This window comes from Apilactobacillus kunkeei DSM 12361 = ATCC 700308, assembly GCF_001281265.1.
Taxonomy (GTDB): Bacteria; Bacillota; Bacilli; order Lactobacillales; family Lactobacillaceae; genus Apilactobacillus; species Apilactobacillus kunkeei.
This window is the reverse complement of the sequence record NZ_JXDB01000010.1, coordinates 1-26,029: the sequence shown is the minus strand read 5'-3', so window position 1 is coordinate 26,029 and position 26,029 is coordinate 1. Positions and strand designations below refer to the sequence as shown.

Below are 26,029 nucleotides of genomic sequence, written 5' to 3'. Positions count from 1 at the left end.
CAAGCCATGAAGCACAAAGTAGCTCAAGTGCCCAAAACAGTGCATCAAGTCATGAAGCACAAAGTAGCTCGAGTGCTCAAAGCAGTGCATCAAGTCATGAAGCACAAAGTAGCTCGAGTGCTCAAAGCAGTGCATCAAGCCATGAAGCACAAAGTAGCTCGAGTGCTCAAAGCAGTGCATCAAGCCATGAAGCACAAAGTAGCTCAAGTGCCCAAAGCAGTGCATCAAGTCATGAAGCACAAAAGAGTTCAAGTGCCCAAAGTAGTGCTTCAAGTCATGGTGAACAAGGTAAGACAAGCGCTCATGGGAACGGAAATGGTGTTAGTCAAAACAAACCGTCTCAATCTCATGCTAATGACGATTCTGATAAAGTATTGAGTAATAGGAAATTAACAACTAATAATCAAGTTTCAAATGATCATAGTGTTAATAATCAAACTACTCAACACGTAAGCAATGTAAATACTCTATCAAGAACCAAAACACGTGAAAATCAAAAGATTCAAAGCAAGATGTTAACCACTAAGAGTTTGAAACAGGTTAATAAACAAGCTTCTTCACAAGAAAAATTAGTGAAGAAAGAGTTGAAGCAATTAGATAAACTAAAAGCTGAACTTAAGAAACACAGTTCAAAGAAACTCAAAAAAGAATACAACGCTTTGTTACAAAAATATAAGGCTAATAAGAAGTACTACTTAGCCCTTGTTGCTGAACAAAACACTGTTGAAAAATATCTAAAGAGTGCCAAGAATCTTAAAAAGGATAAAAAGGCATTGAATAGCTTAAATAAAAAGCTAGCTAAGGATAAGAAAGAATTAAAACGCCATACCAGTAAAAAATTGAAGAAGACTTACGAAAAGGATATTAAGGGCAAAAAGAAACTTACTAAAGCCATTAAGAAGTATAAAGGTGACGAAGCTAAGTTGAAGAAGGCCATTGTTAATAACTTTAAGAAAGCCTCTTCTATGAAAAGTAAGAAAAAATAATCACTTTTTATCTGCATAGATATTAATAAAAGAGAATACCATTTGGTATTCTCTTTTATTTTCTTTGTTAAGTCTTTGTTTCAATAACATTAAAATTTATTATTCAAATGCATTTTATACGCTAAATCTAAAGATAAAATTATAACAGTATTATTTCAATTGGTTTAAAATATTGTTTTTCTTAAAAATATATTAAGATTTCCTTATTTTTTCTAAAAAATTTGATATAATCTAAATGTTGTATATCGAAATTTATTTTGGAGGGTAATTATGAATTTCAGTAATAATGAAAAGAAATTACATTACAAGATGTATAAATCTGGCAAGCAATGGATAACTGCCGGAATTATTACAGGTGCAATGGCAATTACTTTTGTTAGTTTTAATGGTAATTTGTCAGCACATGCTGCATCCGCGGTTAATTCAGATAGTAATGAAAAAGTAAGTAAAACTAGTGAAGAACAAAATGTAAAATCTGATTCTTCTGATAAGGTGACATCAGCTGTTTCATCAAATGCTGATAGTAGTCAAGCAAGTAGTAGCAGTGTCTTATCATCAGCTTCTATTGCTGGTTCATTATCTGCAATGTCTAATGCTGGATCATCAACTGCATCTTCATCTGTCTCCAGTGTCAACTCTCAAGATGTAACTGTAGCGGGTGCTAATGATTCTAGCGCAGATCAAAGCGTTAGCCCACAATTAGCATCAAATGCTTCAAATGATTTTAAATCACACACTAAATACATTGATGGAAAAACTTATTACTACAACGACAATGTAGAAGTTAAATCGCAAGTTATTGTTGATAACGGTTCTTTATATTACTTCGGTCCAGATGGTGTTTTAACAAACACAAACAATAATTTTGCATCTGGAACAATTGCCGCCTCCGATAAGACAGCAATTTATTCAGCAGATGATAAAAACATTACTAATGTAAATGGATTTATTACAGCAGATTCATGGTATCGCCCAAAACAAATTCAAGTAAATGATAGTCAATGGAGAGACTCTACTTCAAATGATTTTAGACCACTACTAAGTGTATGGTGGCCTTCACAAAAGGTAGAAATTGACTACTTAAATTACATGAGCAAACAAGGACTAGTTTCTGGCAAGTTTAGCTCAAACAATACCTCTGAGCAATTAAATCAAGCAGCTGCCACTGTAAGATTGAACATTGAAAAGAATATTCAATCAAATAATGGTAGTGTGGATAAGATTAAGACCATTTTTACCAACTTTGTAAATTCTCAATCACAATGGAATATGACTAGTGAAAACTACGATTTAAATGATGGATTCCAAGGTGGATCATTAATTTATGGAAACAATTCTTTAACCCCAAACGCTAATTCAGACTACCGTATTATCAACAGAAACCCATCTCAACAAAACGGTGTTTTAAACTACAACAAGACTAGTTACATAGGCTATGAATTCTTATTAGCTAATGATGTAGACAACTCAAATCCAACAGTTCAAGCCGAAACACTTAACTGGCTATACTACATGATGAACTTTGGTACCATCACTCAAAATGATAAAGATGCTAATTTTGATGGTGTTCGTGTTGATGCCGTTGATAACATGAATGCTGATATTTTGGATATCATTGCTGGTTACTACAAGGATGCTTATGGTATTAACAAAAACGATAAGAATGCTAATGATCATTTAGCTATCCTTGAAGATTGGAGTGCCAATGACCCTCAGTATCTAAAGGATAAGGGATCTAACCAAATTACCATTGATGGTGGTTACAAGGATGCACTAGCTAATGTATTAACTAACGATCCTAAAAAGCGTTCTGATATTGCTAAGCTAATCACTGCAGGTGTGGTTAACAGAAGAAAAGACAGTACTTACAATACTGCTATTCCTAACTACTCAATCGTAAGAGCCCATGATGCGGGTGTTCAAACAGTGATTGCTCAAATCATTCAAGACAAGATTAACCCAACTGCAAATGGATTAAACCCAACTTGGGATGAAATTAACAAGGCGTTCAAGATTTACAATGCCGATGAAAAGAGTACTAACAAGAAATATACTCAATACAACATTCCCTCAGCTTATGCTTTAATGTTGACTAACAAAGATACAACACCACGTGTATACTACGGTGATTTGTACACTGATAATGGTCAATTTATGGCAACTAAGACTCCATACTACAATTCAATTAGCGCAATGCTAAAGGGAAGAGTTAAGTATGTTGCTGGTGGTCAAGCTATGAAGACTGTTTCAGTAAACAAGGGTAAGAATAAGGTATTAGTTTCAGTTCGTTTTGGTAAGGGTGCTAATACCGTTACCTCAAAGGGAACTAAGCAAACTAGAAAATCTGGTATTGCAGTTATTGAAAGTAACAACCCTAAACTTAAGTTAGGTAAAAAGGATAAAGTTGTTATCTACATGGGTGCTGCCCACAAGAACCAAGCATACCGTCCATTAGTGAAGACTACTAAGAAGGGTATTGCCACTTATGCTACTGACAAGAGTGCTAAGAAGAGTGTTATTTACACCGATTCAAAGGGTCGCTTAGTTCTTACTGGTTCAGCAATCAAGGGATATGCTAACCCTCAAGTATCTGGATACCTATCAATGTGGGTACCAGTTGGCGCATCTGCAAAACAAGATGTTAGAACTGCTGCAAGTACTAAGACAACTAAAGATGGTAAGTCATACCACTCAAACGCTGCTCTAGATTCAAACGTTATCTTTGAAGCATTCTCTAACTTCCAAAGTATGCCAACTAAGCAATCAGAATATTCAAACGTTGTAATTGCTAAGAATGCTAAACTATTTTCTGGTTTAGGATTCACTAATATTGAATTACCACCACAATATCGTTCAACAAATGATGGAACATTCTTGGATTCAACCGTTCAAAATGGATACTCATTTAACGATAGATATGACTTAGGATTTAACACACCAACTAAGTACGGTACTGCAGAACAATTGACTGCAGCAATCAAGGCATTGCATGCTCAAAACCTAAAGGTATTAATGGACTTTGTTCCTGATCAACTATACATGTTGCCAAAACAACAAGTTGTTTCAGCAACTCGTGTTAACCAATTAGGTGTTCTAAGTGATAAGACTAACTTGATTAACATGCTATATGATTCATACAGTCAAGGTTCAGGTACTGATTACCAAGCTAAGTACGGTGGGGAATTCTTGAATCAACTACAAAAGATGTACCCAGACTTGTTTACAACAAAACAAGTATCAACTGGAAAGACAATTGATCCATCAACCAAGATTAAGGTATGGGATGCTAAGTACCTAAATGGTTCTAACATCCAAGGTCGAGGTGCTGAATATGTATTGAGTAACTCATACGGTGCTGGATACTTTACAGTATTAACTTCTGATAATCCGGGAATTCAAGCAACTGTATTGCCTAAGGAACTATTAGGACAAACTGTTAACTATGGTTTAACTAATATCGATGGTCAACAAAGATACATTACTCCTAGTGGTTATGTTGCTACCAACTCGTTCCTAAAGGATGAAAGTGGTAACTGGTACTACGTTGATGCCCAAGGTAACTTTGCAACTAGTCCAACTATTATCAATGGATACGAATATTACTTCCTACCAAATGGTGTGAACGTTAGGGATGCAATGGTTACAAACCATGACGGAACAATGACTTATTACCAAGCAAATGGTATTCAAGCACAATCATCAGGTTACTACTTGAGTAACAACATCGGTAGAATCATTTACATCGATAAGAATGGATATGCTCATAAAGGATTCTTGAACACAGGTAACAATATCCAATATTTTGACAAGAATGGATACCAAATCAAGGGTGGATTTGTAACTATCAAGGGCATTAAGCGTTTCTTCGCTGCTGGATCTGGAAACCTTGTGAAGAACAGTTTCTTCTCCTCCGGCAAGAACTGGTACTATGCAAATGCTAAAGGACACGTTATTAAGGGCCATCAAACTATCAATGGTAAGAAGTACTACTTCTACAGTGATGGGGTTCAAGCTAAGAACAAGATGGTTGTAAACAAGAACAAGACCATATCTTACTACAATGCATCTAGCGCACAATTAGTTACTAAGTCATTTAAATACAAAGGCAAGACAATTACTGTTAGAAAGGGAGTAATTTATGCTCCTAACAAGTTAATTGTTACTTCTGCTGGTAAGTTCTTACTAAACGCAAAGAGCCAAGTTAGATCAGGAGTTCACAAAATCTCTGGTAAGTACTATGCATTTGATGGCAGCGGAAAAATGAAAACTTCTGGTACTACAAAAGTTAGCTCTGTTACCTACAAGGTAAGAAAGAACGGAACTGTTAATTTTAACACCGGAAAAATAGTATCTGCTAAAGATTTGAAAGCTGTTAAGAAGCAATTAGCTTCCAAGAAAAAAGCTGTCGCATCTGAAAATAAGAAGGTTCTAGCTGCTAAAAAAGCGGTTAACAGAAATAACTCTAAGAGTAACAAGGCAACATATAAAAAAGCTACAAAGGCTTTGAAAAAATTAAAAACTACAATAAGTAAGCTTAATGGTTATATCACTAGTTATAACAAGCGTAAGTAAGAAAAAGTGAGATGCCAAACTTGGTATCTCACTTTTTTACATAATATTTTCGGTTTTTTAGGGGGAAAAACATGAATTTAAATAACAACGATACGAAGGTTCATTATAAGAGATACAAATCAGGTAAACATTGGATTAATGTGGCAATCATGACATCTTCACTTATTCCTTTGTTTGCTCTTACACAATTTTATGGTAACGATACTAAGGCATCTGCTGACCAAATTAGTAGTTATAGCAATAATAGTGAAACTAAATATAAACTAAGCGATAACGATGTGCAATTTGTTATGGCAGATGGCAGCCTAGCAAAAGGTTTAGTTTCAATTGATGGTAATGAACAATACTTTGACAATAATGGTAATCAAGTTAAAGGTTCAATCGCTGATGTAAATGGTCATCGTATGTATTTTGATGGAGCTAGTGGTAATTTAGTTCGTAATCAATTCATTTCTTACAACGGTTCATACTTATATGCAGATAACAACGGCTACTTACTAATCGGATTACAAGATGTTAATAACCAACACTTGTTCTTTAATGATGACGGTACACAAGTGAAGGGACAAATTGTCCAAGTTAACGGCAAACAAATGTATTTCTCAGATGATTCAGGAGAATTAGTTACAAACCAATACGTAACCGTTGACGGTAAGAGTTACCATGCCGATTTAAATGGTGTTTTGACTGAAGATAATTCAAAATCTGAAGAATCTTTAATGACCAACTCAGCATTTAATCAAAATTACCATTACAACACTCCTCGTGGATTCTCAAACGATATTCAATCAACTGTTCCTCACTATGTTAATAATGATCCTCAAACCGGAAAAATCGATTACTATGATGTTTACTTCTTATACAATCCATACCCTAGTGACGTTAGATTCTCTAACGAATGGTACCACGCAACAACTAAAGACTTTAAGACATTCTCTGCCTTTGATAAGGCTGATCCAACTTCAATCAAAAACGTTGCAATCCCTTATAAGAACTACCATGTTAACCAAATGTCTTATGAAAATAAGAATAACCAAGACCGTATGCTATGGTCATACGTTGCAACAGGTTCAGTCTTATATAATGATGGTTTGTTAAAGCAGGATAAATGGGGTAATAAAATTGACAATCATGCCAAGATTGCTTACTTCAGTGCTATTGATAACAAACAAGAAATTTTCCTAATGTACAGCAATAATGATGAACAATACAAGCCTTACCAATCACAACCAGTTATGTCGATTGATCAAATTCCAAGTCCAAATACTGGTGACTTTAGAGATGTTGTTGTTCAAAGATCAACAACAGGAAATGGAAAAATGTATGCCTATATTGCTGGTGGATGGGAAAAGAAATTCTATGTCCTTAGCAGTGACGATGGTGTCAATTGGACCCATGATTCTAACCAAGACGTTGACGTTTCTAGGTTAAATGACAAACGACTTGAAGTTGAAACACCAATTGTGAAGACCGTTAATGGACAAGCATTACTATTCTTTAGTTGGCATAGTGATAACTTAAGAGGAAATGCTTACATTAAAGGATACATTGACCAAGATGGTGTGTTCAAAGTAGATCTCGATGAAAAAGAATTCCATCAAGTAGACGGTGACGCTAATCAAGGTGACACCTACGCAAGTAACTATGCATACCTAGATGAAGATGGTAAAAATGCGGATGCCTTAGTTAACATTAACTGGAGTGGTAACTGGTTATACTCACCAATTGGAACTCCTGCTTATGATGACTTAACCAAGCACGCGGGTACTATCACATTACCAAGATTAATCCAATATGATAGTAATACTAAGTCACTAATCTATATCCCAATCGAACCAAACAGTAAGTTGGTTAATAGCTATAGAATTAGCAGTTCCAATAATTCATTATTGGCAAACGTTAACAACAAATATGATTTTACTTTCGATGATTCAAAATCACCTAAGGTTATTACATTAAAACGTGCAGAATCAACAATTACCATTACAGTCGACAATAACGGAATTACCGTTAATCGCCAAAGTAATTTAAATCCTAAAATGGATAAGGACGTTACTACACCACTTAGCACAACTGATATTACAAAGATGCAATTGTATGTAGATAATTCAACAGTGGAAGTTTACCTTCCAGAGGCTAATGAATCATACAATATTGTGAACTATACTTCACAACAAAACGAACCGTATACAATGAGCGTTCAAGGAAATTCTAATATTGATAACTATCAATTTGGCGGTGATGCTCCATCAATTTCATCAGATTCAGTTTCTAATAACATTCAAGCTGTTCGAAATGATTTAAAGGGTGACAATGGATTACTAGATAATATTTCCGATGCCAATAAAGATCAAGGTAATGACTATTATAAACAAGCAAATGCTGCTCTAGATAAGGCTAGTCAATATCTTATAACTGCAAATAATAAAGATGATGCAACTCAATCATTGTACTTAGATATTGCTAACTACAATTATTTACAAGCCAAAAGCTTAGAAAACAAATTAGCTGCACTTATTATGGATATTTCTAACAGTTCTTCAAATAATGGAAGGAATAACCAAACTGGTTTCGATACTATCAATGGAAATACTGTTTATTTTGACAATGGTATTAGAAAGACCGGATTGTTTAATGACAATTATTTCGACGATCAAACCGGTTACGAAGTTAAAAATACAGTAGTAATCATAAATGATGGTACTTATTACTTCGATGCCAATGGAAATATGCTAAAGGACAACTTTGAAGTTATTAATAATGATTCAGATATCACTCCAAACTATGGCACAAGAAAGTATTACTTTGGCGATGATGGTAAGGCCGTTAAGGGACAAATTACAGTCAATGGTGATAAATACTATGCTGACGGTAATTACCTAATCGTTAATAACGATATTGTGAAGAATGCTGACGGTACACTATCTTATTACGGTACCGATGGAAAATTAGCAACTAATACCACATGGGGTACCGATAGTTTAAATATTAATGGTAACGGTATTATTCAAGGTGACGATACCTTTGTACAATCACCAATCAATGCCAAAATCTTCTACTACCTAAAGGGTAACCATATTCAAACTGGTTACATTAATTCAATGGGTAATGCATATATCTTCGATGACAATGGATTACCAGAATTAAACCAATTTAAGTATGATGCAAATGGTAAGATTCTATATTATGTTGCATCTAATGGAAAACTAGCTAGAAACCAATTCATCCAAGCAAGTACTAACGGACCATTCTATTACTTCGGTAATGATAATAAGGCCGTATTTGGAAACCAAACCATTGATGGTAAAAAGATGTACTTTGATAACAATGGTTATCAAGTTAAGGGAGGCTTCGTTGAAAATGCCGACGGTACTTACTCTTACTACGATCAAGGTAACGGCAATTTGGCAATTGGTAAAGTTAAGGTAGGAAGCCGTACCCTATACTTTGATGATAATGGAGAACAAGTTAAAGGTAGATTTGTTGAAAACGCTAATGGCACATATTCATACTATGATAAAAATAGTGGAGATATGCTTGTCGGAAAAGTTAATATAAATGGCCATACCCTATTCTTTGACGATAACGGTGAACAAGTTAAAGGTAGATTTGTTATAAATGCCAATGACACATATTCATACTATGATAAAAGTAGTGGAGATATGCTTGTCGGAAAAGTTAATATAGATGGACGCAGCCTATTCTTTGACAGAAATGGTGAACAGGTTAAGGGAAGAGCTATCCAAAACCTTGATGGATCATATTTATACTACGATAAAAATTCAGGTGATCTGGTTACTAATCATGATGATGGTAGTGATGAAAAAACAAGCTCTAAGAAGGATGAAAATATCAAGGGTCATAATAACATCAAGACTCCAAAACGTTCTGAACTACATGCTCTTAACCAAAAACTTGCTAGTGATAAGAAGCAATTATCACGACAAAAAAGACAACTAACTAAGTTGAAGAATAGCCTTAAGAAGAAACATACTAAGAAGATTAAAAAGAAACTTTCAACTCAATACAACAAGCTTCTTAAGAAGTACAATAAGGGTAAGAAGGCATATAACAAGCTTAATAAGAAAAAGAATGGACTAGCCACTTATTTCAAAAATGTTGCTTCAGTAAACAAGGCTAAGAAAGAATTAGCTAGTGCTAAGTCACAAGAAGATAAGGCTAAGAAGATGCTAAAGGAACATAACACTAAGAAGAATCGTGCTGCATTAAAGAAATTAAAAACAAAAGTTACAAGGATTAACAAGACAATTTCTAAAAACAACAAATCAATTAACGCGTTTAAGCATAGTTACAAATAACATGTAAAAAAGAATGCCACTTTGGCATTCTTTTTTTGTGTGTTATGATGTTTTCATCAATTAAAGCGAGGAAATAATATGAAATTAAGAAAAATGTGGTCAATTACTTTTTGGGTTTTATTAATCGATTTTATTGCATTAAATATTGTAGGAGTTACGGCAATTAACTTTAATATTTATAACAATGATCACCAAATATTAGGGCAGATGGATCCAGGAATCATGAGAGCTGTATTTGCGATTGCACTGTTGGTATTTGCAAAACGACATTGGAAAATCAATGTCATGCATGAACACGGTGGATACTCTCATATCTTTAAAGAGGGATGGCTGCTAATAGCTTTAACAATTATTAATATGACACTAGCAAGTGACACTCTTGTATGGAAAAACCTTCTTCATAATATGGATGCTCAAAATATCATTTTATCTTTTGGTATTGGACTTATTGAAGCTTTTTTTGTAGGGATGTTTGAAGAGATTTCCATTCGTGGTGTTATGATGGGTGCAATGCTAAAAGGCTTTAAGAAGTATCCTGTAACGAAGAGTATTTTCTTCTCTAGTATGGTCTTTGGTTCTTTGCACATGTTAAATTATTTAGTTTCACCATTTTGGGATACTACTAACCAAGTTATATATGCAGCGGGACTGGGATTTGTATTAGCTACTGTGTACTATATTAGCAAAAATATTTGGGTTTCAATTAGTTTGCATGCATTGATGGATTACTCTGCTTTTGTTTTTTCTATGCATTCTAATTATGTTAATACTTCTGCAACAAATAAAGTTGATATTTTATCGTTACTAATATTTATAGTGGGGATTCTTTCATCATATGTATCTTTGATTGTATATAATCGTAAACAAGGTAAAAAATCTTGGTTATATTAATTACAAAAGCAACGAATTAATGTCGTTGCTTTTTTTATACATTTGTTAAATCAGTGATATGCTACACAAAGTACAAATGCGCTATAATAACTGTTAATATTTAAAATGTTAAAATTATCTTAAGGCGAAATAAAATTATTGTGTTTTTATTCACAATACATATAATTAAAACTGTAAAGAAAATATAAATGAAAATATTACAGAATAGAGAAGGTATTACAATATGAAAGTTATTGTTATTGGTTGTACACATGCAGGTACATTCGCTGTTAAACAAATTTTAAAGGAACACCCAGACGCACAAGTTACTGTATATGAAAGAAATGACAACATTTCATTCCTATCATGTGGTATCGCTTTATACCTAGATGGTAAGGTTAAGGATCCTCAAGGATTATTCTACTCAAACCCTAAGGAACTATCTGATTTAGGTGCAGACGTTAAAATGCTACACAGTGTTAAGTCCGTAGATACTGATGCTAAGACTATCGAAGTTGAAAACTTGGATTCTCACGACGTATTTACTGATAAGTACGACAAATTAGTTATGACAACAGGTTCACGTCCTGTTCTTCCTCCAATCGAAGGTCGCGATAACAAGAACGTATTCTTCTGCAAGAACTGGCACGATGCTCAAATCCTATTTGAAAAGGCTAAGAACCACAAACGTATCGCCGTTGTTGGTGCTGGTTACATCGGTGCTGAATTAGCAGAAGCATTCTCAAATCATGGTCACGAAACTACTTTAATCAACAGTGACAGCCACGTGTTATCAAAGTACTTTGACAAGAAGTTCACTGACAAGATTGAAGAACTATACACTGACCACAACGTAAAACTAGAACTAGGTGTTCGTGTTCAAAAGTTCTCAGGTGATGACGAATTAACTTTATCAACCGGTGATCACGATATTAAGGCAGATATGGCCATCCTATGTGTTGGTTTCCAACCAAACACTGAACTATTAACTGGTAAGGTTGATATGATGGACAATGGTGCTATTATCACAAATGAATATATGCAATCATCAAACCCAGATATCTTTGCTGCAGGTGACAGTGCTGCTGTACACTTCAATCCAAGTGAAACTAACGAATACATTCCACTAGCAACTAACGCAGTTCGTCAAGGTATTTTAGTTGGTAAGAATATTGAAAAACCTACAACTAAGTACATGGGAACTCAATCATCATCTGGTTTACAATTATATGATTACGCTTTAGTTTCTACTGGTATGACTGTTGGTATGGCAGAAAGAAAGGGTATGAAAGCAAGCTCAGTAGTTGTTGAAGATAACTACCGTCCAGAATTCATGCCAACAACTGAAAAGGTATTAATGGAACTAGTATACGACCCAAGCACTCGTCGTATCTTAGGTGGATCATTAATGAGTCGCTATGACATTTCTCAATCAGCTAACACTTTATCTGTTCTTATCCAAAACAAGAACACAATCGATGACTTAGCTATGGTTGATATGTTATTCCAACCAAACTTTGACCGTCCATTCCACTACTTAAACATTTTGGGTCAAGCTGCTCAAGCACAAGAAGAAAAGTAAAATTCTTAATTAAATTTGAAAAATTCCCTAAAAATTTCATTTTAGGGAATTTTTTTATAGCTATTTTAATTTTATTGGATTATTATTACAAGATGAGGTGAGAAAATGAAAAAAATTATAAATAGACTAACCGCTAAGAACATTTTGATGTTAGTGATTAGTTTTGTTTGTATGTTCTTTTTAACAACAGCTTCGCCATTCTACGCATTTAACAGATCAGTAGATGCGAATACAATGTATACTGTTGGAAAAGGATTACTACACGGATTACTTCCCTACAAGGACTTATTTGATAATAGGGGACCATTAATTTACTTAATTCATTCCGCAAATGCGATCTTTTCATACAACTCTTTTACATTTATCTATGTAATTGAATCATTGTTGTTGTTCCTAGATATCGCGTACATTAACAGAATTCTATCAATGAAATTAAGTGCAAGGACAGCAATGTTCTGCAGCTTCCTATTTATCCCATTGGCATTTACCAGTCGAATCTTCTATTATGGTGATTTACCTGAAGAATACGCTATGACATTTGTATTAATCTTGCTTTACTCGTGTATTCAATATAACTGGTTTGACATGCCACGTCGTTACTACATAGTTAATGGATGCTTTGTTGCAATTCTATTTTGGATTAAATATTCATTAGTTATTCCATGGGTAATATTCTTTATTTATGTTGGTTTAGCTTGTTTGTTCACTAAACGCTTTAAGAAGTTATTTGTGATTATCTTAGATGCATTAATCGGATTCTTATCGGTAACTTTACCAATCATTATCCTTTATTGGGCCACAGGAGCCTTAAAATTCCTATTTAACGACTACTTCTACTTAAACTTGACGGCATTACCATGTGCAAAACGCATCGCTCGCATACACGCTATTTAAGATGGAATACCCAACATTTGGTTTTTCCCATCACTTAGTGATCATCCGAACTGTTTACTATCTAATGATTGCAATATTCATTTGTTCGGTTGTTAGATACATGCGTGAAGCAAAGATGCACGATAGTAATAAGATATTGCTTGTTCTAATCGTTTTCATTGATATCATTGCAACATATGAAGTTGGTGGCGCTAGTTTTTCATACTACTTATTCGCGTGTGAACCATTCATCATCTTCTACTTGTTCGAATTAGGATTGTTAGTCGATAAGTATCTATACAAGAAGAAGTACTTAATCTGGGCATTATCCGTAATTGCTTTATTGGGAATCTTTGTTACAAACAGAAATTACCGTACAAGCTTACATTACTCAAAGCCTAGCCAATCATATCAATATGAATATTCAAAGATTATTAACAAGTCTAAAGATAAGTCACTATTGAACTACCGTTTCTTAGATGTTGGTTTATATACTTACACTGGAACACATGCTGATAATCGTTTCTTTATCAGAAATAATATCAATTACAAGCCAATGTATGATGCTCAACGTGATTACTTACATTCACTAAAATATAAATTCGTTGTTGCTAAATACCGTAAGGGTTGGCGACTATGGAAAGTCGATACTAGATTCCTAAAGAAACACTACACCAGACTTCGTCATATGAGATTTAACTATCAAGATCATAGCGAAGGTTGGATTGACCTATACGTAAGAAAATAGCACAAAAAAAGAGGACTCAAACGAGTCCTCTTTTTATTTGGTTTTAATTATTCATTATCATTTGATTTAACTTCGGCTTGTTGATTTCTTGATTTATGGTTCATACCATAAACAAAGTAAATAATCATACCGATAATGAACCATACCAACGCATAAATCTTAGCATCGTTATCTAGACCCCAGAAGACTGCTAGTGATGCTAGGAACCCTAAAGCAGGCATGATAGGGAAGAATGGTTCTTTAAAGCCAGGCATATTAATGTCTTTTCCTTCACGTTTTCTAAGTGGGTAAATCCCGATGGAAACGAACATGAAAGCAATCAAAGTACCAGCTGAAATTAATTGAGATAGGAATGTAAATGTTAGGAAGGCACCGATAACAACTGAAATGACAGTCATAGTAATGATTGCATTTAGAGGAAGGTGATTTTTCTTACTAATTTTACCTAGGAATTTAGGTAGCATACCATCTCTACCAAATGAGTATAGTAGACGTGATCCTGCCATCATCATACCGATTAAAGCAGTAAACATACCTACAACGGCAATAATTTGAACAACTGAAGCAACAATTGGGTGACCAGCTTGACGAAGGGCCCAACCAACAGGTTCAGCATTGTTAGCGTAGTTGGTGTATTTGAACATACCAACTAGTACTAGTGATACGGCAACGAATAGTGTAACGGCAATTACTAGAGAACCAATGATACCTCTAGGCATTGTCTTTTGTGGATTCTTAGCTTCTGCAGAGTTTGCAGCAATTGAATCAAATCCAATGTATGATAGGAAAATTACTGAAACACCAGCGTAGATTCCGCTAAAGCCACCGAAGCTCGTACCATCGGCATTAACATGGTGAGCAGGGATAAATGGAACATAGTTGGCGAAGTGAATTGCAGTAGCTCCAACAACGATAAATACTAATACAGCAGCTACTTTTAAAATTACTAATACATTTTCAACACGAGAAGTTTGTTTATCACCACGTGTAATCAAAAACATAACGATTAAGATTACAAAGACGGTACAAATATCAACTAATCCACCTTTTGCACTAACTGGATTGGCTAAGTATGTAGGGAAATTAATTCCAAGTGGTGCGATTAGTCCTCGGAAGTTAGCCGATAGACCAGCTGCAACAAAGGAAACTGCAATGAAGTATTCAGCTAGGAGTGCCCATCCAGCAACCCAACCCCAGAATTCTCCAAAAACAACATTAATCCAGGAATATGCTGAACCAGCGAACGGCATGGCTGAAGCCATTTCAGCGTAAGATAAAGCAACTAATCCAGCAACGATTGCAGCGAGCAAGAAAGAAATGGTCACTGCAGGACCTGCATTGTTAGCAGCTACGATACCGGGAAGAGTAAAAATAGCAGTAGAAACGATTGTTCCAACTCCTAAAGCAAGGAAATCCTTGGTAGTCAATGATCTGACCAAGTTAGAATCCTTTTGCTCATAGACACTAGGGTCTTCTTTTCGATTCATTCGTTTGAATAGATTCGCCATAAAAATTACCTCTTTTCGTATGTATAAACAAGATGGCACCTCGTTTATTAAAAAATGATTAGAAATTGATTATATTTTAATCGTTTTTGTTAATTTGTCAACAAGTGTTTGTAAATGATAAACAAACGTAACTAATATTCTAACATGAAAATAGCCACCCTTGAATAGAAAAAGGGTGGCTAAATTAGTTTTAATATGAATTATTTTGTTTTCTTATTAAATCTAACAAAGTATAGGATTGTCATTAAAGCTAAGAAGACGATCCCTACAATCAATGGAATTCTTGTATCATCATTGAAGAACATAAATACTAAAGTAATGAATAGTACTAGTAGTGTTAGATAGTTTGAGAAAGGAGCAAAAGGCATCTTGAACGGATGATTAGCTAATTTCTCTGGATGTTGTTTTCTAAACTTAAGTTCAGACATGATGATAACAAACCATGGAACCATACCAGGTAGAACGGAGGAACTGTATACATATACGAATACCTGACTTGCACCCTTATAGAATAGTGGTAGTACTACGTTTAGAATAACTCCTAATAATATTCCGGTTGCAATGGAAATTACTGAAATGTATGGGACTCCGTGCTTGTTAATTTTGTTATATCTTTCAGGTAATTGGCCTTGTTGAGCCAATAAGTATGACATACGACTTGAACTATAGATTGCTGAATTAGAACCTGATAGAGCAGCTGTTAAAACAACAAAGTTGATAATTGAAGCAGCAGCAGTGATTCCGACTTGAGAGAAGGTTTCTACGAAAGGAGAACCAATGTTAGCAATTTTATCCCAAGGGTAAATTGATAGCATTACGAAGATTGATCCGATGTAGAAGATTAAGATACGACCAATAGTGTCTTGGATAGCTTTAACTAGAGTCTTCTTAGGGTTTTCAGCTTCACCTGCAGTCACACCAATTAATTCAATTCCTTGATATGAAGCAAAAACAATTGATAGAGCAAAGAAGAATCCTTTAACACCACCAGTAAAGAATCCGTGTGACCATAGGTTAGAAATACCAGTAGGGCCAATTCCATTGAAACCTAAAACAATGATTACTAACCCGATAATGATCATTGCAATAATAGTAACAACCTTAATTAAAGCAAACCAGTATTCCAATTCACCAAAGGCACTAACTGAGATTAAGTTGGCAATACATAAGAATACTACCGCGATAATACCAGGTACCCAAGATGGAATTGATGGCCACCAGAATTGCATATAAGTACCAATAGCAATCATTTCTGAAATACCAACAACAACCCATTGAAAAATGTTTGACCATGCTGTTAAGTAACCAAAAACGGGGTGCATGTATTCAGATGCAAAATGTGAGAATGAACCACTAATTGGGTTATCGTATAACATTTCACCTAAAGCTCTCATAATTAGATATAAGAACACACCAGCTATTGCATATGCTAGTAATACAGAAGGACCAGTCCATTCAATGGTGGACTTGGCACCCATAAATAGACCAACCCCGATAGTTCCCCCAAGGGCGATCATTTGCATTTGTCTAGAGCTCAACTTACGCTCTAACTTCTTTTCTTGCTTTTCTTCTGCCAATATATTTCACCATCCTATAAGAAATTATGTAATAAAAAACATAGTACTACATTATCTATTGTACTAGCGATTTTATAAAATTGCATAACCAATCCAATATAATTAAATAATTTTTAAATAATTAATCAAAATTGCTATAACATTGGTTTGATTTTACAATAGTTGGATCTTTCTGATAGGTAATAAACAATTCCCCAGTAAGATTTTCACTTACATAATTCTAATATTTATTATTTAAGAAATGTTATTACATATTAAAATTAATGTCAAGGAATTTAACAATTGATGAATTTTATTCAACAAACTTATTACTATCTATTTGTTGTTTTGATTGAATTTTACAAAGTATAGAATTGTCATGATTAATAGGAAGAAGATTCCGATAATCAAAGGAATTCTAGTAGAAGGGTTAATGAACATGAAAACCAAGGTAACTGCTAAAAAGATTAGCGTAATGTAATTACTGATAGGTGATAGTGGCATCTTGAATGGATGGTTCACTAATTCTTCTGGATGTTGCTTTCTGAAACGAATTTGAGATACCAAAATAACAACCCATGGCACCATTCCTGGGAGTACAGATGAACTGTATACGTACACAAAGATTTGGTTTGCTGATGGGAAGAAGATTGGTAGTAGGACGTTTAATAATAGTCCAATTAAAATCCCAGCTGAGATACTGATTACTGAAACGTATGGAACACCGTGACGGTTTAATTTCTTGAATACCTTTGGAAGTTGACCCTCTTCGGATAGTAAGAATTCCATACGACTAGCACTATAAATTCCAGAGTTAGATCCAGATAGTGCAGCTGTTACCACAACGAAGTTAATGATTGAAGCAGCTGCGGTGATACCTACTTGTGAGAATGTTTCTACGAATGGAGAACCGATTTGGCTAATCTTGTCCCAAGGGTAAATACTTAGGATAACGAAGATAGCACCAATGTAGAAGATTAGGATACGACCAATGGTATCTTGAATAGCTTTAACTAATGTTTGCTTAGGATTTTCAGCTTCACCGGCAGTTACACCAATTAATTCAATTCCTTGGTATGAGGCAATTACAATTGCCAAAGCAAAGAAAAATCCTTTAAAACCATTTGCAAAGAAGCCATGGCTCCAAATGTTTGAGATACCAGTGGGGTGAATACCATTAAAACCAAATACTATGATAACCAAGCCAATGATAATCATGGCGATGATGGTAACAACTTTGACTAAGGCAAACCAGTATTCAAGTTCACCGAAGGCACTTACTGATACTAAATTTGCGATACATAAAAATACGATGGCAATGATTCCAGGAAGCCAAGATGGTAAATGTGGCCACCAGAACTGCATATATGTACCAATAGCAATGACTTCTGAAATACCAACAACAATGTATTGGAAGACATTACTCCATGCGGTTAAATAACCAAATACAGGGTGTAGGTATTCTGAGGCAAACTGTGAAAATGATCCAGTAACTGGATGCACGTATAACATTTCACCTAGCGCACGCATAATTAGGTATAAGAATAATCCTGCAATCGCATAGTCTAGTAACACGGAAGGACCAGTCCAACCGATTGTGGACTTGGCACCCATGAATAGGCCAACCCCGATAGTTCCACCTAACGCAATCATCTTCATGTGACGTGCGCTAAGCTTTCTTTCTAACTTATCATTATTCTTTGACAATATTTCCACCTTCTAGAATTTATTTGAGGCGGGGAAACAAAAAACGTCTCCGACACTTATGTGTCAGGGACGTCTATATTAACGTGGTTCCACCCATCTTTAGCATTACAGATATCTATAATGCCCTCATATTAGTCATTAAAAATAATATCGATTTACATAGAATAGAAAAGTGGTAACCGTTTAACTGCAATAAATTACTTACAGAAAAATGTAATTCTCTCTGGAAAGCATCATTAAGCGGACATGTCTTTTCTTTAACAACTAATATTGTATACTTGCAAAAGACAGGTGTCAATTAAATGATTACAAAAATTACTTATTACTTTCGTTTGTTCTTTCCAAACGGTGTTGTAAATCAATGATTGTATCCATTGCATCAGCAAATTCTTCATCGCTGTAGTTAAGTCGGTTCAAACATCCTTGAACTGATTCCACAATTGGGTCTTTTTTGTCTTTTCCTAACTGTGTTAAGTGAATTAGGACACGACGTTCATCTGCTTTATCACGATTTCTTGTAATCCAACCAGCTTTTTCCAAACGTTTCAATAATGGGGTCAAAGTACCGTTTGAAAGACCTAATTTTTGACTTAGGTAGTTAACGGTTACTCCGTCATTTTCCCATAATGAAAGTAAGGTAATGTATTGCACGTAAGTTAAGTTGAATTCTTCTAGTGGTTCTTGATAGAACTTGTTAAATAGTTGATGTGCTCGGGAAATTTGAAAACAAATTTGATCGTTTAGAGTCACTTCTTTTGGCATAATGCAAAACTCCTTTCATTTGTTCGGTGGATTTTGTCTAGCAAATGATTATATTGTATACAATATTAAAGAATATCACTAAATTTAAATTGGTCAACAAAATAGGCACTGTGATTTTATACACGGTGCCTATTTGAGTGCAATATATAAAGAATATTATGCAGTTTGTAATTTTTGCTTTTTGTTTTTCTTAGCTTGGCGTTTTGCGATTAGTTCATCATCTGTTTTGAACTTTCTGATGAAGACAAAGATGATAAATCCAATTACGAAGAAGATTCCGGCATAAACAATTGAACCGGCAATAATTTGGTTCAATGTTAGACGGGTCATCATGTGCTTCATACCATCTTGAATTTGTTTTTCAACGAAGAAGAAGTTGAATGGGTTCCAAATAAGTTGACGGTTATTGTAAATGAAGATCATGAAGATACCGGCAATTAGTTCAGTGATGTAGTTTAAAGCAACACCGAAAGCGATTGAACCGTACCAAGTCTTACAAAACCCAATAACCATGATTACAAATGATTCAAAAATGAATACGTAAGCAATGTTACCTAATGTTGCCCATTGTAATTCTAATGCTAATTTACCAGCGAAGGCACTTTCGGGGAAGACTAGGTATTTCATAAAAATGATGGTTAGAACTGAAAGAGCTAGTAGAATGAAGTATCCAACCATGCAAGTAATAACCTTTGAGAAGAATATAGTTGTCTTGCTGTGGTTTTCCATGTTTTGTCGAACTTGTTTATTACTGTCGACACCAGCAAATCTGGTTGCAGTAATGATAGTAGCAAGTAATTCAATAACAGGGGTGATTCCACCAAATGTGTTCATTAGCTTGTAACCATCTAAGGTTCTAGTGTCTTTACCAATAACAGCCATTAGGATAGTAACGATAACTAAGAAAACAGCCATTGCAAGAAAAATAAGACGGTTTTTCTTGTTCATTTCTTGTTTTAATAAATCAACCAATACGTTGGCCTCCAAATCTTTATTCGAAATTAATCAATAACAAGAGTTTATCACTTTTGAGGCGTTCATTCCAATAAAAAAAGCGACTAATCAATAATTAAGTCGCTTTTTTTCTACTATATTATTATTAGACATTACGACGGTTGTAAACAACGTAAGTAATTAATAGGAAGACAATTCCCCAAATGATTGATCCAACTCTCATTTCATTCAATGATAGCTTAGTCATTTCTGACATCATTGGGCTGATTGTTTGTGAGTAAACATTTAGGAATGTTAGTGGAATGTATTTAACCCATGAGTGATAGTAAATAAAGATGCTTAAGAATGGGTTAATGATGCTAACTACGAAGTAGAAAACAATTCCGATGGCGATTGCTACGGCGTTACTCTTGAATAGGCAACTAATTAGTAATACAAGAGATAACATTAAGAATAGGTAGAAACTCATACCACTAATTCTGTTACCAAATACATCAAAAGGAATTGAACGCATCTTGTTGAATAATGCATTTGCGATTAAAGTTGAAACGAATGAAACAACTAGTAGGTAGACGTACATAACAACGATTGTTACTAGTTTTGATATGAAAATCTTTCCACGTGAGAATTGACGAGCAAACAAGTACTTAACAGTATTGTTTGAGAAGTCAGTAGTAAGAATTGAACTAGCAAAGACGATCATAGCAACCAAGACAACGATGATGGCTGATGAGAAGATTGGGCCGTTTGCGTTGATTTGGCTTAATTCTTTAGATGAGTGATACACAAATCCAGCAAATAGTGCCATTGCTAGTGTAACGATACCCCATCCGATGTAAAACTTACCGTGTAATTGTTTGTATAGTTCTTGTCTGATTAAAGTTAACATTATTTAGCCTCCTTATTGTTATCACTTGATAGAAGCTTCAATAGTGATTCTTCTAGGTCAGTTTGGTTTCTTGAAACGTTTTCAATTTCAATTCCTGCTTGGTTCAATGCTGATAGACCAGCGTTCATTGCGGTTGAATCGTTGTTGTCTTCGATTTCAACAGTCTTGTCGTAAACAGTGGCAGTGAAACCGGCTGCGTCAAGAGCACTCTTAGCAGCGTCAGTGTCTTTAACTTCGAACTTAATAGTCTTAGGACCTTCTGATAGGAATGACTTAGCGTCTGACTTCTTGATTACCTTACCGTGGTTAATTACTACATAGTAATCAGCGATACGTGATAGTTCGTCAAGTAAGTGACTTGAGATAAGGATACTAATGCCACGTTTTGATAATTTTACAAGTAGGTCACGTAAATCATGAGTTGATTGTGGATCTAGACCGTTCATAGGTTCATCTAAGATTAGTAGCTTAGGGTGGTTAAGCAATGAAATAGCAATTCCTAAACGTTGTTTCATACCTAATGAGTACTTCTTTGCTTTTCTGTCAGCAAATTCAATGATTTGAGTTTCTTCCATAATTTCTTGCATTTCTTCGTCGGTGGTAGAACCGTCATTGAAAAGCTTTAGGTTTTGACGACCAGTTAGGTTCAAGTATGGAGCGGGTGATTCAATCATTGAACCAACGTTTTCTAGACTGCTACGCTTGTTTTTAGTTAATTCTTTTCCATCAATTTTAATGCTACCTGAGTTGTAGTCGGTTAGACCAACGATACTCTTCATAATAGTAGACTTACCAGCACCGTTTGGTCCGATTAGACCAAGAATGGTACCAGGTTCGATATCAAATGAAACATCGAATAGAGCTTGTTTTCTTCCGAAAAACTTGTTTAAGCTTTGAACTTCAAGAGTTTTCATAGTGCATCTCCTTATAATAATAGTTAATTACTTATGTAACTAACTGTATACATTTTTCTTTTAAAAGTCAATTCTTTTTCATGAAACTTAAGAAAGTCTTAAGAGCTTTCAGATCAGACTTAAGAATAGTTTTGTTTCACAACTGAAATAAAATGTAACATTCCTGTAACATAACTCTAACAAGATAGTAAAACTGGTTCGTTATGTTATTCAAGTAATTTTAAGGAGGGAAAACATTATATGCATTCGAATAATAAGATGATTACCTTTGCAGTATTGGTATCATTATTGATTGCGACATTGTTTTTAATACCACAAACCGCAAAAGCTGATTCAGTTGCTACACCAACTACACCAGCTCAAACAAAGACCGTTCAAGGAACCGCTAAGAAGAAAGCTACTAAACATGTTAAAAAGGTACGCAAACACAAGAAAGTATCTAAGAAGGCTAAGAAAGTAGCAAGAACTCACAAGAAGGCAGCTAAGAAACACACTGTAAAACGTGTTAAGAAGCATGCCGTAAAGAAGATTGTTAGTTCTAGACGTATCAAGAAACATTCAACTTACAAAGTAAGAAAACATTTATCAAGAGCAAATGCTGCTGCTAAAGCATGGATTGCTAACCATGAATCAGGTGGTTCATACACCGCTTCAAACGGTTCATGTTACGGTAAATACCAATTATTAATCAGTTACTACGGTGGTAACTTATCTCATAAGAACCAAGAACGTACTGCTAACAACTACGTTAAGAGTCGTTACGGATCATGGGTAAAAGCCAAAGCATTCTGGTTATCACATAACTGGTACTAATGAAAAGAACCCCAAAGAGGGTTCTTTTTTTGTAGTCTTTTGCATCTAGTATTGAAAACTAGATTACATAGTTATATAATTAAATAAACATTAATAGAGGTACTTTATATATGAACAACGACTTAAAACAAAAGACTACCGATTCAGTGAAGCAAAAGTTTAACTGGATTAAGGATAAGACATACTACCTATTAAACGAAATCTTTAGTGCAATCACCCACGGAATAGGGGAACTACTTGCAATCATCGGTGCTGTCGCATTGATTATTCATGGTGTTCACGTTGGTGGTGCAATGAGAATTACTAGTTTCGTGATTTACTCAATCACTTTAGTAACTTTCTACATTGCTTCTACCATGTTTCACAGCCTATATTTCACCCGTGTCGAAAAGTTATTCCAAATTTTTGATCACTCAGCAATCTACCTACTAATTGCTGGAAGCTACACACCATACTGTCTAATCGCAATTAGTGGCTGGCTAGGTTGGGTTATCCTAACTGTAATCTGGATTATGACGGTGCTAGGAATTATCTACAAGGCATTGTGGATGGGTAAATTAAAGACACTTTCTACTATCATCTACGTTGTAATGGGGTGGATGTGTCTACTAGGAATCGTTAAACTATATGATTACCTGGGAATTCATGGTTTCCTATTACTATTATTCGGTGGAATTGCATTTACTGTCGGAGCTTTAATCTATAGTTTCCCAAAAATTCCATTTGGCCACGTCATTTGGCACGTCTTTGTAATGATTGGGACTATCTTGATGTATTTCTCAATCTATTTCTATGTATAAAAAATAACGCTAGGTTAGATATTCTAACTTAGCGTTTTTATTTTGCACTGAATAGGTTTAACAAAACGACACCTATAATAATAAAGACGATGCCAATCATGCTCATGACGTTAATTTGTTCCTTGTACACCAGAGATGCGATTGCGGTGGTGGCAAGAATTCCTAGTGCACTCCAGTTAGCGTAGGCAATGTTTAGCGGAATTTTAACCATCGCAATTGATAAAAAGTAAAAACATAGTGCAAATGAAATTAGCGATCCGATTGTTGGCAGTATCTTAGTAAAACCCATCGACATCTTTAATAGGTTTGTACCGATGAGTTCACCAATAATAGCGAGCGCTAAAAATAAATAATAGAACATATTAATTTACCTCATCGAAAAATAATATTATGCTGATACCTAAATAATATCACTTAAGTTTTTATTTGTTCATTAAAAAAATTGAGCAAAAGGGTTTACTAACTAAAAGTAAGTGATATAATATTAATTAATCAATCAGATATAACAAAAGGAGAGATACAATATGAAAACAGAACTACTTGATTTACAAAAGAACCGTCGTACTATTTACGCACTGGGTCGTAATGTTGAACAAAGCCAAGATGAATTAGCAAACTTCATCAAAGCTTCAATTAAGGAAGCTCCATCAGCTTTCAACAGTCAATCAACTCGTGCCGTTATTCTATTTAACGACAACCAAGACAAAGTATGGGACATCACTTTAGATAACTTAAAGCCACATTTAAAGGATGAAGATGCCCTAAAGGCAACTACTGACAAGATCAATGGTTTTAAGAATGGTTATGCTACAATTCTATTCTTCACTGACATGGATGTTGTTCATGGATTAGAAAAGAATTTCCCAGCATACGCTGACAACTTCTACGACTGGTCAGAACAAGCTCAAGGTAACGCTCAATACGCTGTATGGACTGGCTTAGCTGAAAATGGTCTAGGTGCGAACATACAACATTACAACCCACTAATCGACGAAGATGTAGCTAAGGAATTCGATATTCCAGCTAACTGGAGACTACGTGCTGAAATGGTATTCGGGTCAATCGAAGCACCAGCACAATCAAAGGATTACATGGATGACGAAGATCGTTTCAAGGTATTCAAGTAATAACAATCCCAATAAATAAAATAAAAAAAGATAGGTCATAAGACCTGAACTGAACCCCTTGAGTTGGAGAAATCTAACCTAAGGGGTTCTTTTATGTTTTCTAAAGAATTAAAATTAGCTGCCATTAAAGATTATTATAATGGTTTAGGATTTACAAAAATTATTAATAAGTACGGTATCAAAGGATCTGCGACCCTTTATGAATGGATTAGGAAAGTTGAACAATTTGGAATTGAATATTTCTCAAAAAATACAAAGACATATTATGAATATTTATTTAAAATAAAGGTCATAAATTGGCGACTTAAGAATCATGAATCGTTAACAAATGCCGCACGGCATTTCGGAATAAACGCTCCTTTTGTGATATATCAATGGGAACGCTTAGCAGCTGAAGGTCGCCTAAATAAACCTAAAGGAAGACCGCCTAAAATGAAAAATAATAAAGATATGTCAGTGGACGAAAAGAATAAGCAACTTGAACAACAAGTAACATACTTACAAGCTAAGGTTGCATACTTGGAAAAATTGGATGCCTTGATTCAAAGCAAAAAATCACCAACAAAGAAAAAGCGCAAATAATAAATGAGTTAAGGCGAGAAATGAACGTTCCATTATTTGTGTTATTAGATATTGCCGAGATGTCTAGTAGTAGTTATTACGATGCGTGTCAACGTGAGTACGAAGTTGATGACCAAAAGGTCATCATTGAGATTAAAGTTATTAGAAATAAATTTAAAGATTACGGATATAGAAGAGTAACTATTGAATTGAAACGCCGAGAATATAATATTAATCACAAAAAAGTCCTTCGCATCATGAAGAACGAAGGACTCTTATGTGATAGTTATAAACGAAAAATTAGAAAATATAATTCTTATAAAGGAACTTGCGGCAAGGTCGCAAGTAATAGACTAAGAAGAAGATTTACAACAGATCGACCATATCAAAAAATAGTTACAGACGTTACTGAACTTAGATGGGGATATAAAACAACCTCAGAAAGAGCTTATTTCACTGCATTTATGGATTTATACAACGGCGAAATG

At 34.7% G+C, this 26,029-nt stretch carries 20 protein-coding genes; 12 read left to right on the top strand and 8 right to left on the bottom strand.

The window, feature by feature from the left end; translation table 11 throughout:
• The 7 genes from RZ79_RS07260 to RZ79_RS06035 form a co-directional block, all read left to right on the top strand.
• A partial coding sequence (locus tag RZ79_RS07260; protein WP_191979222.1) for a hypothetical protein occupies positions 1–986 on the top strand: 986 nt, incomplete at its 5' end.
• A 270-nt stretch (positions 987–1,256) separates the two neighbouring features.
• Positions 1,257–5,558: a glycoside hydrolase family 70 protein gene (locus RZ79_RS06060; RefSeq protein ID WP_054450643.1), complete on the top strand. Its 4,302-nt coding sequence runs from the start codon at positions 1,257–1,259 to the stop codon at positions 5,556–5,558.
• Between the two features lie 71 nt (positions 5,559–5,629).
• Positions 5,630–9,877 carry a hypothetical protein gene (locus tag RZ79_RS06055; protein ID WP_054450641.1) on the top strand — a complete coding sequence of 1,416 codons (4,248 nt, stop codon included), beginning with the start codon at positions 5,630–5,632 and terminating at the stop codon, positions 9,875–9,877.
• 78 nt (positions 9,878–9,955) lie between these two features.
• Positions 9,956–10,768, top strand: coding sequence for a CPBP family intramembrane glutamic endopeptidase (locus tag RZ79_RS06050; protein ID WP_054450639.1), 813 nt, complete (start codon positions 9,956–9,958; stop codon positions 10,766–10,768).
• 223 nt (positions 10,769–10,991) lie between these two features.
• On the top strand, positions 10,992–12,329 hold the full coding sequence (locus RZ79_RS06045) for an FAD-dependent oxidoreductase (protein WP_054450637.1): 1,338 nt from the start codon (positions 10,992–10,994) through the stop codon (positions 12,327–12,329).
• A gap of 105 nt (positions 12,330–12,434) precedes the next feature.
• Entirely contained in the window at positions 12,435–13,223 is a 789-nt protein-coding gene (locus tag RZ79_RS06040; RefSeq protein WP_054450635.1) for a hypothetical protein, read from the top strand.
• Positions 13,189–13,950, top strand: coding sequence for a hypothetical protein (locus tag RZ79_RS06035; RefSeq protein WP_155514839.1), 762 nt, complete (start codon positions 13,189–13,191; stop codon positions 13,948–13,950). Before RZ79_RS06040 ends, RZ79_RS06035 begins: the two co-directional genes overlap by 35 nt.
• 47 nt (positions 13,951–13,997) lie before the next feature.
• Here the strand turns inward: RZ79_RS06035 and RZ79_RS06030 are convergent, their stop codons facing one another.
• From RZ79_RS06030 to RZ79_RS06000, 7 genes are all read right to left on the bottom strand, one after another.
• Positions 13,998–15,458, bottom strand: coding sequence for an APC family permease (locus tag RZ79_RS06030; RefSeq protein WP_054450630.1), 1,461 nt, complete (start codon positions 15,456–15,458; stop codon positions 13,998–14,000).
• 200 nt (positions 15,459–15,658) lie between these two features.
• Positions 15,659–16,981, bottom strand: coding sequence for an amino acid permease (locus RZ79_RS06025; protein WP_054450647.1), 1,323 nt, complete (start codon positions 16,979–16,981; stop codon positions 15,659–15,661).
• A gap of 369 nt (positions 16,982–17,350) precedes the next feature.
• Positions 17,351–18,673: an amino acid permease gene (locus RZ79_RS06020; protein ID WP_053796029.1), complete on the bottom strand. Its 1,323-nt coding sequence runs from the start codon at positions 18,671–18,673 to the stop codon at positions 17,351–17,353.
• A 363-nt stretch (positions 18,674–19,036) separates the two neighbouring features.
• Entirely contained in the window at positions 19,037–19,483 is a 447-nt protein-coding gene (locus tag RZ79_RS06015; protein WP_054450628.1) for a MarR family winged helix-turn-helix transcriptional regulator, read from the bottom strand.
• A 156-nt stretch (positions 19,484–19,639) separates the two neighbouring features.
• Positions 19,640–20,455: an ABC transporter permease gene (locus RZ79_RS06010; RefSeq protein WP_054450626.1), complete on the bottom strand. Its 816-nt coding sequence runs from the start codon at positions 20,453–20,455 to the stop codon at positions 19,640–19,642.
• Between the two features lie 127 nt (positions 20,456–20,582).
• Complete coding sequence (locus RZ79_RS06005) at positions 20,583–21,326, bottom strand: ABC transporter permease (RefSeq protein ID WP_053795833.1); 744 nt, start codon at positions 21,324–21,326, stop codon at positions 20,583–20,585.
• Positions 21,326–22,240 (bottom strand): ABC transporter ATP-binding protein, encoded by a 915-nt coding sequence (locus RZ79_RS06000; RefSeq protein ID WP_054450624.1) that lies wholly within the window; start codon positions 22,238–22,240, stop codon positions 21,326–21,328. Before RZ79_RS06000 ends, RZ79_RS06005 begins: the two co-directional genes overlap by 1 nt.
• Before the next feature lie 240 nt (positions 22,241–22,480).
• Between RZ79_RS06000 and RZ79_RS07285 the strand changes: the two genes are divergently transcribed.
• Positions 22,481–23,053 (top strand): aggregation-promoting factor C-terminal-like domain-containing protein, encoded by a 573-nt coding sequence (locus RZ79_RS07285; protein ID WP_054450622.1) that lies wholly within the window; start codon positions 22,481–22,483, stop codon positions 23,051–23,053.
• Between the two features lie 110 nt (positions 23,054–23,163).
• Positions 23,164–23,853 (top strand): PAQR family membrane homeostasis protein TrhA, encoded by a 690-nt coding sequence (gene trhA, locus RZ79_RS05990; RefSeq protein ID WP_080997486.1) that lies wholly within the window; start codon positions 23,164–23,166, stop codon positions 23,851–23,853.
• A 37-nt stretch (positions 23,854–23,890) separates the two neighbouring features.
• Here trhA and RZ79_RS05985 read toward each other — a convergent pair whose 3' ends face one another.
• Positions 23,891–24,214, bottom strand: a complete 324-nt coding sequence (locus tag RZ79_RS05985) for a DMT family transporter (protein ID WP_041153081.1) — start codon at positions 24,212–24,214, stop codon at positions 23,891–23,893.
• Positions 24,215–24,377: 163 nt separating this feature from the next.
• Between RZ79_RS05985 and RZ79_RS05980 the strand changes: the two genes are divergently transcribed.
• From RZ79_RS05980 to RZ79_RS05970, 3 genes are all read left to right on the top strand, one after another.
• Positions 24,378–24,980, top strand: coding sequence for a nitroreductase family protein (locus RZ79_RS05980; protein ID WP_054450620.1), 603 nt, complete (start codon positions 24,378–24,380; stop codon positions 24,978–24,980).
• Between the two features lie 93 nt (positions 24,981–25,073).
• The gene (locus RZ79_RS05975) at positions 25,074–25,562 is read left to right on the top strand and encodes a helix-turn-helix domain-containing protein (protein ID WP_054450618.1); all 489 of its coding nucleotides are present in this window, start codon (positions 25,074–25,076) and stop codon (positions 25,560–25,562) included.
• Between the two features lie 20 nt (positions 25,563–25,582).
• On the top strand, positions 25,583–26,029 hold a 447-nt coding region (locus RZ79_RS05970), incomplete at its 3' end, for an IS3 family transposase (protein ID WP_155457574.1).

Coding starts and splice junctions, on each gene's coding strand:
- RZ79_RS06060 (WP_054450643.1), top strand. CDS start 1,257: ATGAATTTCAGTAATAATGAAAAGAAATTACATTACAAGATGTATAAA.
- RZ79_RS06055 (WP_054450641.1), top strand. CDS start 5,630: ATGAATTTAAATAACAACGATACGAAGGTTCATTATAAGAGATACAAA.
- RZ79_RS06050 (WP_054450639.1), top strand. CDS start 9,956: ATGAAATTAAGAAAAATGTGGTCAATTACTTTTTGGGTTTTATTAATC.
- RZ79_RS06045 (WP_054450637.1), top strand. CDS start 10,992: ATGAAAGTTATTGTTATTGGTTGTACACATGCAGGTACATTCGCTGTT.
- RZ79_RS06040 (WP_054450635.1), top strand. CDS start 12,435: ATGAAAAAAATTATAAATAGACTAACCGCTAAGAACATTTTGATGTTA.
- RZ79_RS06030 (WP_054450630.1), bottom strand. CDS start 15,458: ATGGCGAATCTATTCAAACGAATGAATCGAAAAGAAGACCCTAGTGTC.
- RZ79_RS06025 (WP_054450647.1), bottom strand. CDS start 16,981: ATGCAAATGATCGCCCTTGGGGGAACTATCGGGGTTGGTCTATTTATG.
- RZ79_RS06020 (WP_053796029.1), bottom strand. CDS start 18,673: ATGAAGATGATTGCGTTAGGTGGAACTATCGGGGTTGGCCTATTCATG.
- RZ79_RS06015 (WP_054450628.1), bottom strand. CDS start 19,483: ATGCCAAAAGAAGTGACTCTAAACGATCAAATTTGTTTTCAAATTTCC.
- RZ79_RS06005 (WP_053795833.1), bottom strand. CDS start 21,326: ATGTTAACTTTAATCAGACAAGAACTATACAAACAATTACACGGTAAG.
- RZ79_RS06000 (WP_054450624.1), bottom strand. CDS start 22,240: ATGAAAACTCTTGAAGTTCAAAGCTTAAACAAGTTTTTCGGAAGAAAA.
- RZ79_RS07285 (WP_054450622.1), top strand. CDS start 22,481: ATGCATTCGAATAATAAGATGATTACCTTTGCAGTATTGGTATCATTA.
- trhA (WP_080997486.1), top strand. CDS start 23,164: ATGAACAACGACTTAAAACAAAAGACTACCGATTCAGTGAAGCAAAAG.
- RZ79_RS05985 (WP_041153081.1), bottom strand. CDS start 24,214: ATGTTCTATTATTTATTTTTAGCGCTCGCTATTATTGGTGAACTCATC.
- RZ79_RS05980 (WP_054450620.1), top strand. CDS start 24,378: ATGAAAACAGAACTACTTGATTTACAAAAGAACCGTCGTACTATTTAC.
- RZ79_RS05975 (WP_054450618.1), top strand. CDS start 25,074: ATGTTTTCTAAAGAATTAAAATTAGCTGCCATTAAAGATTATTATAAT.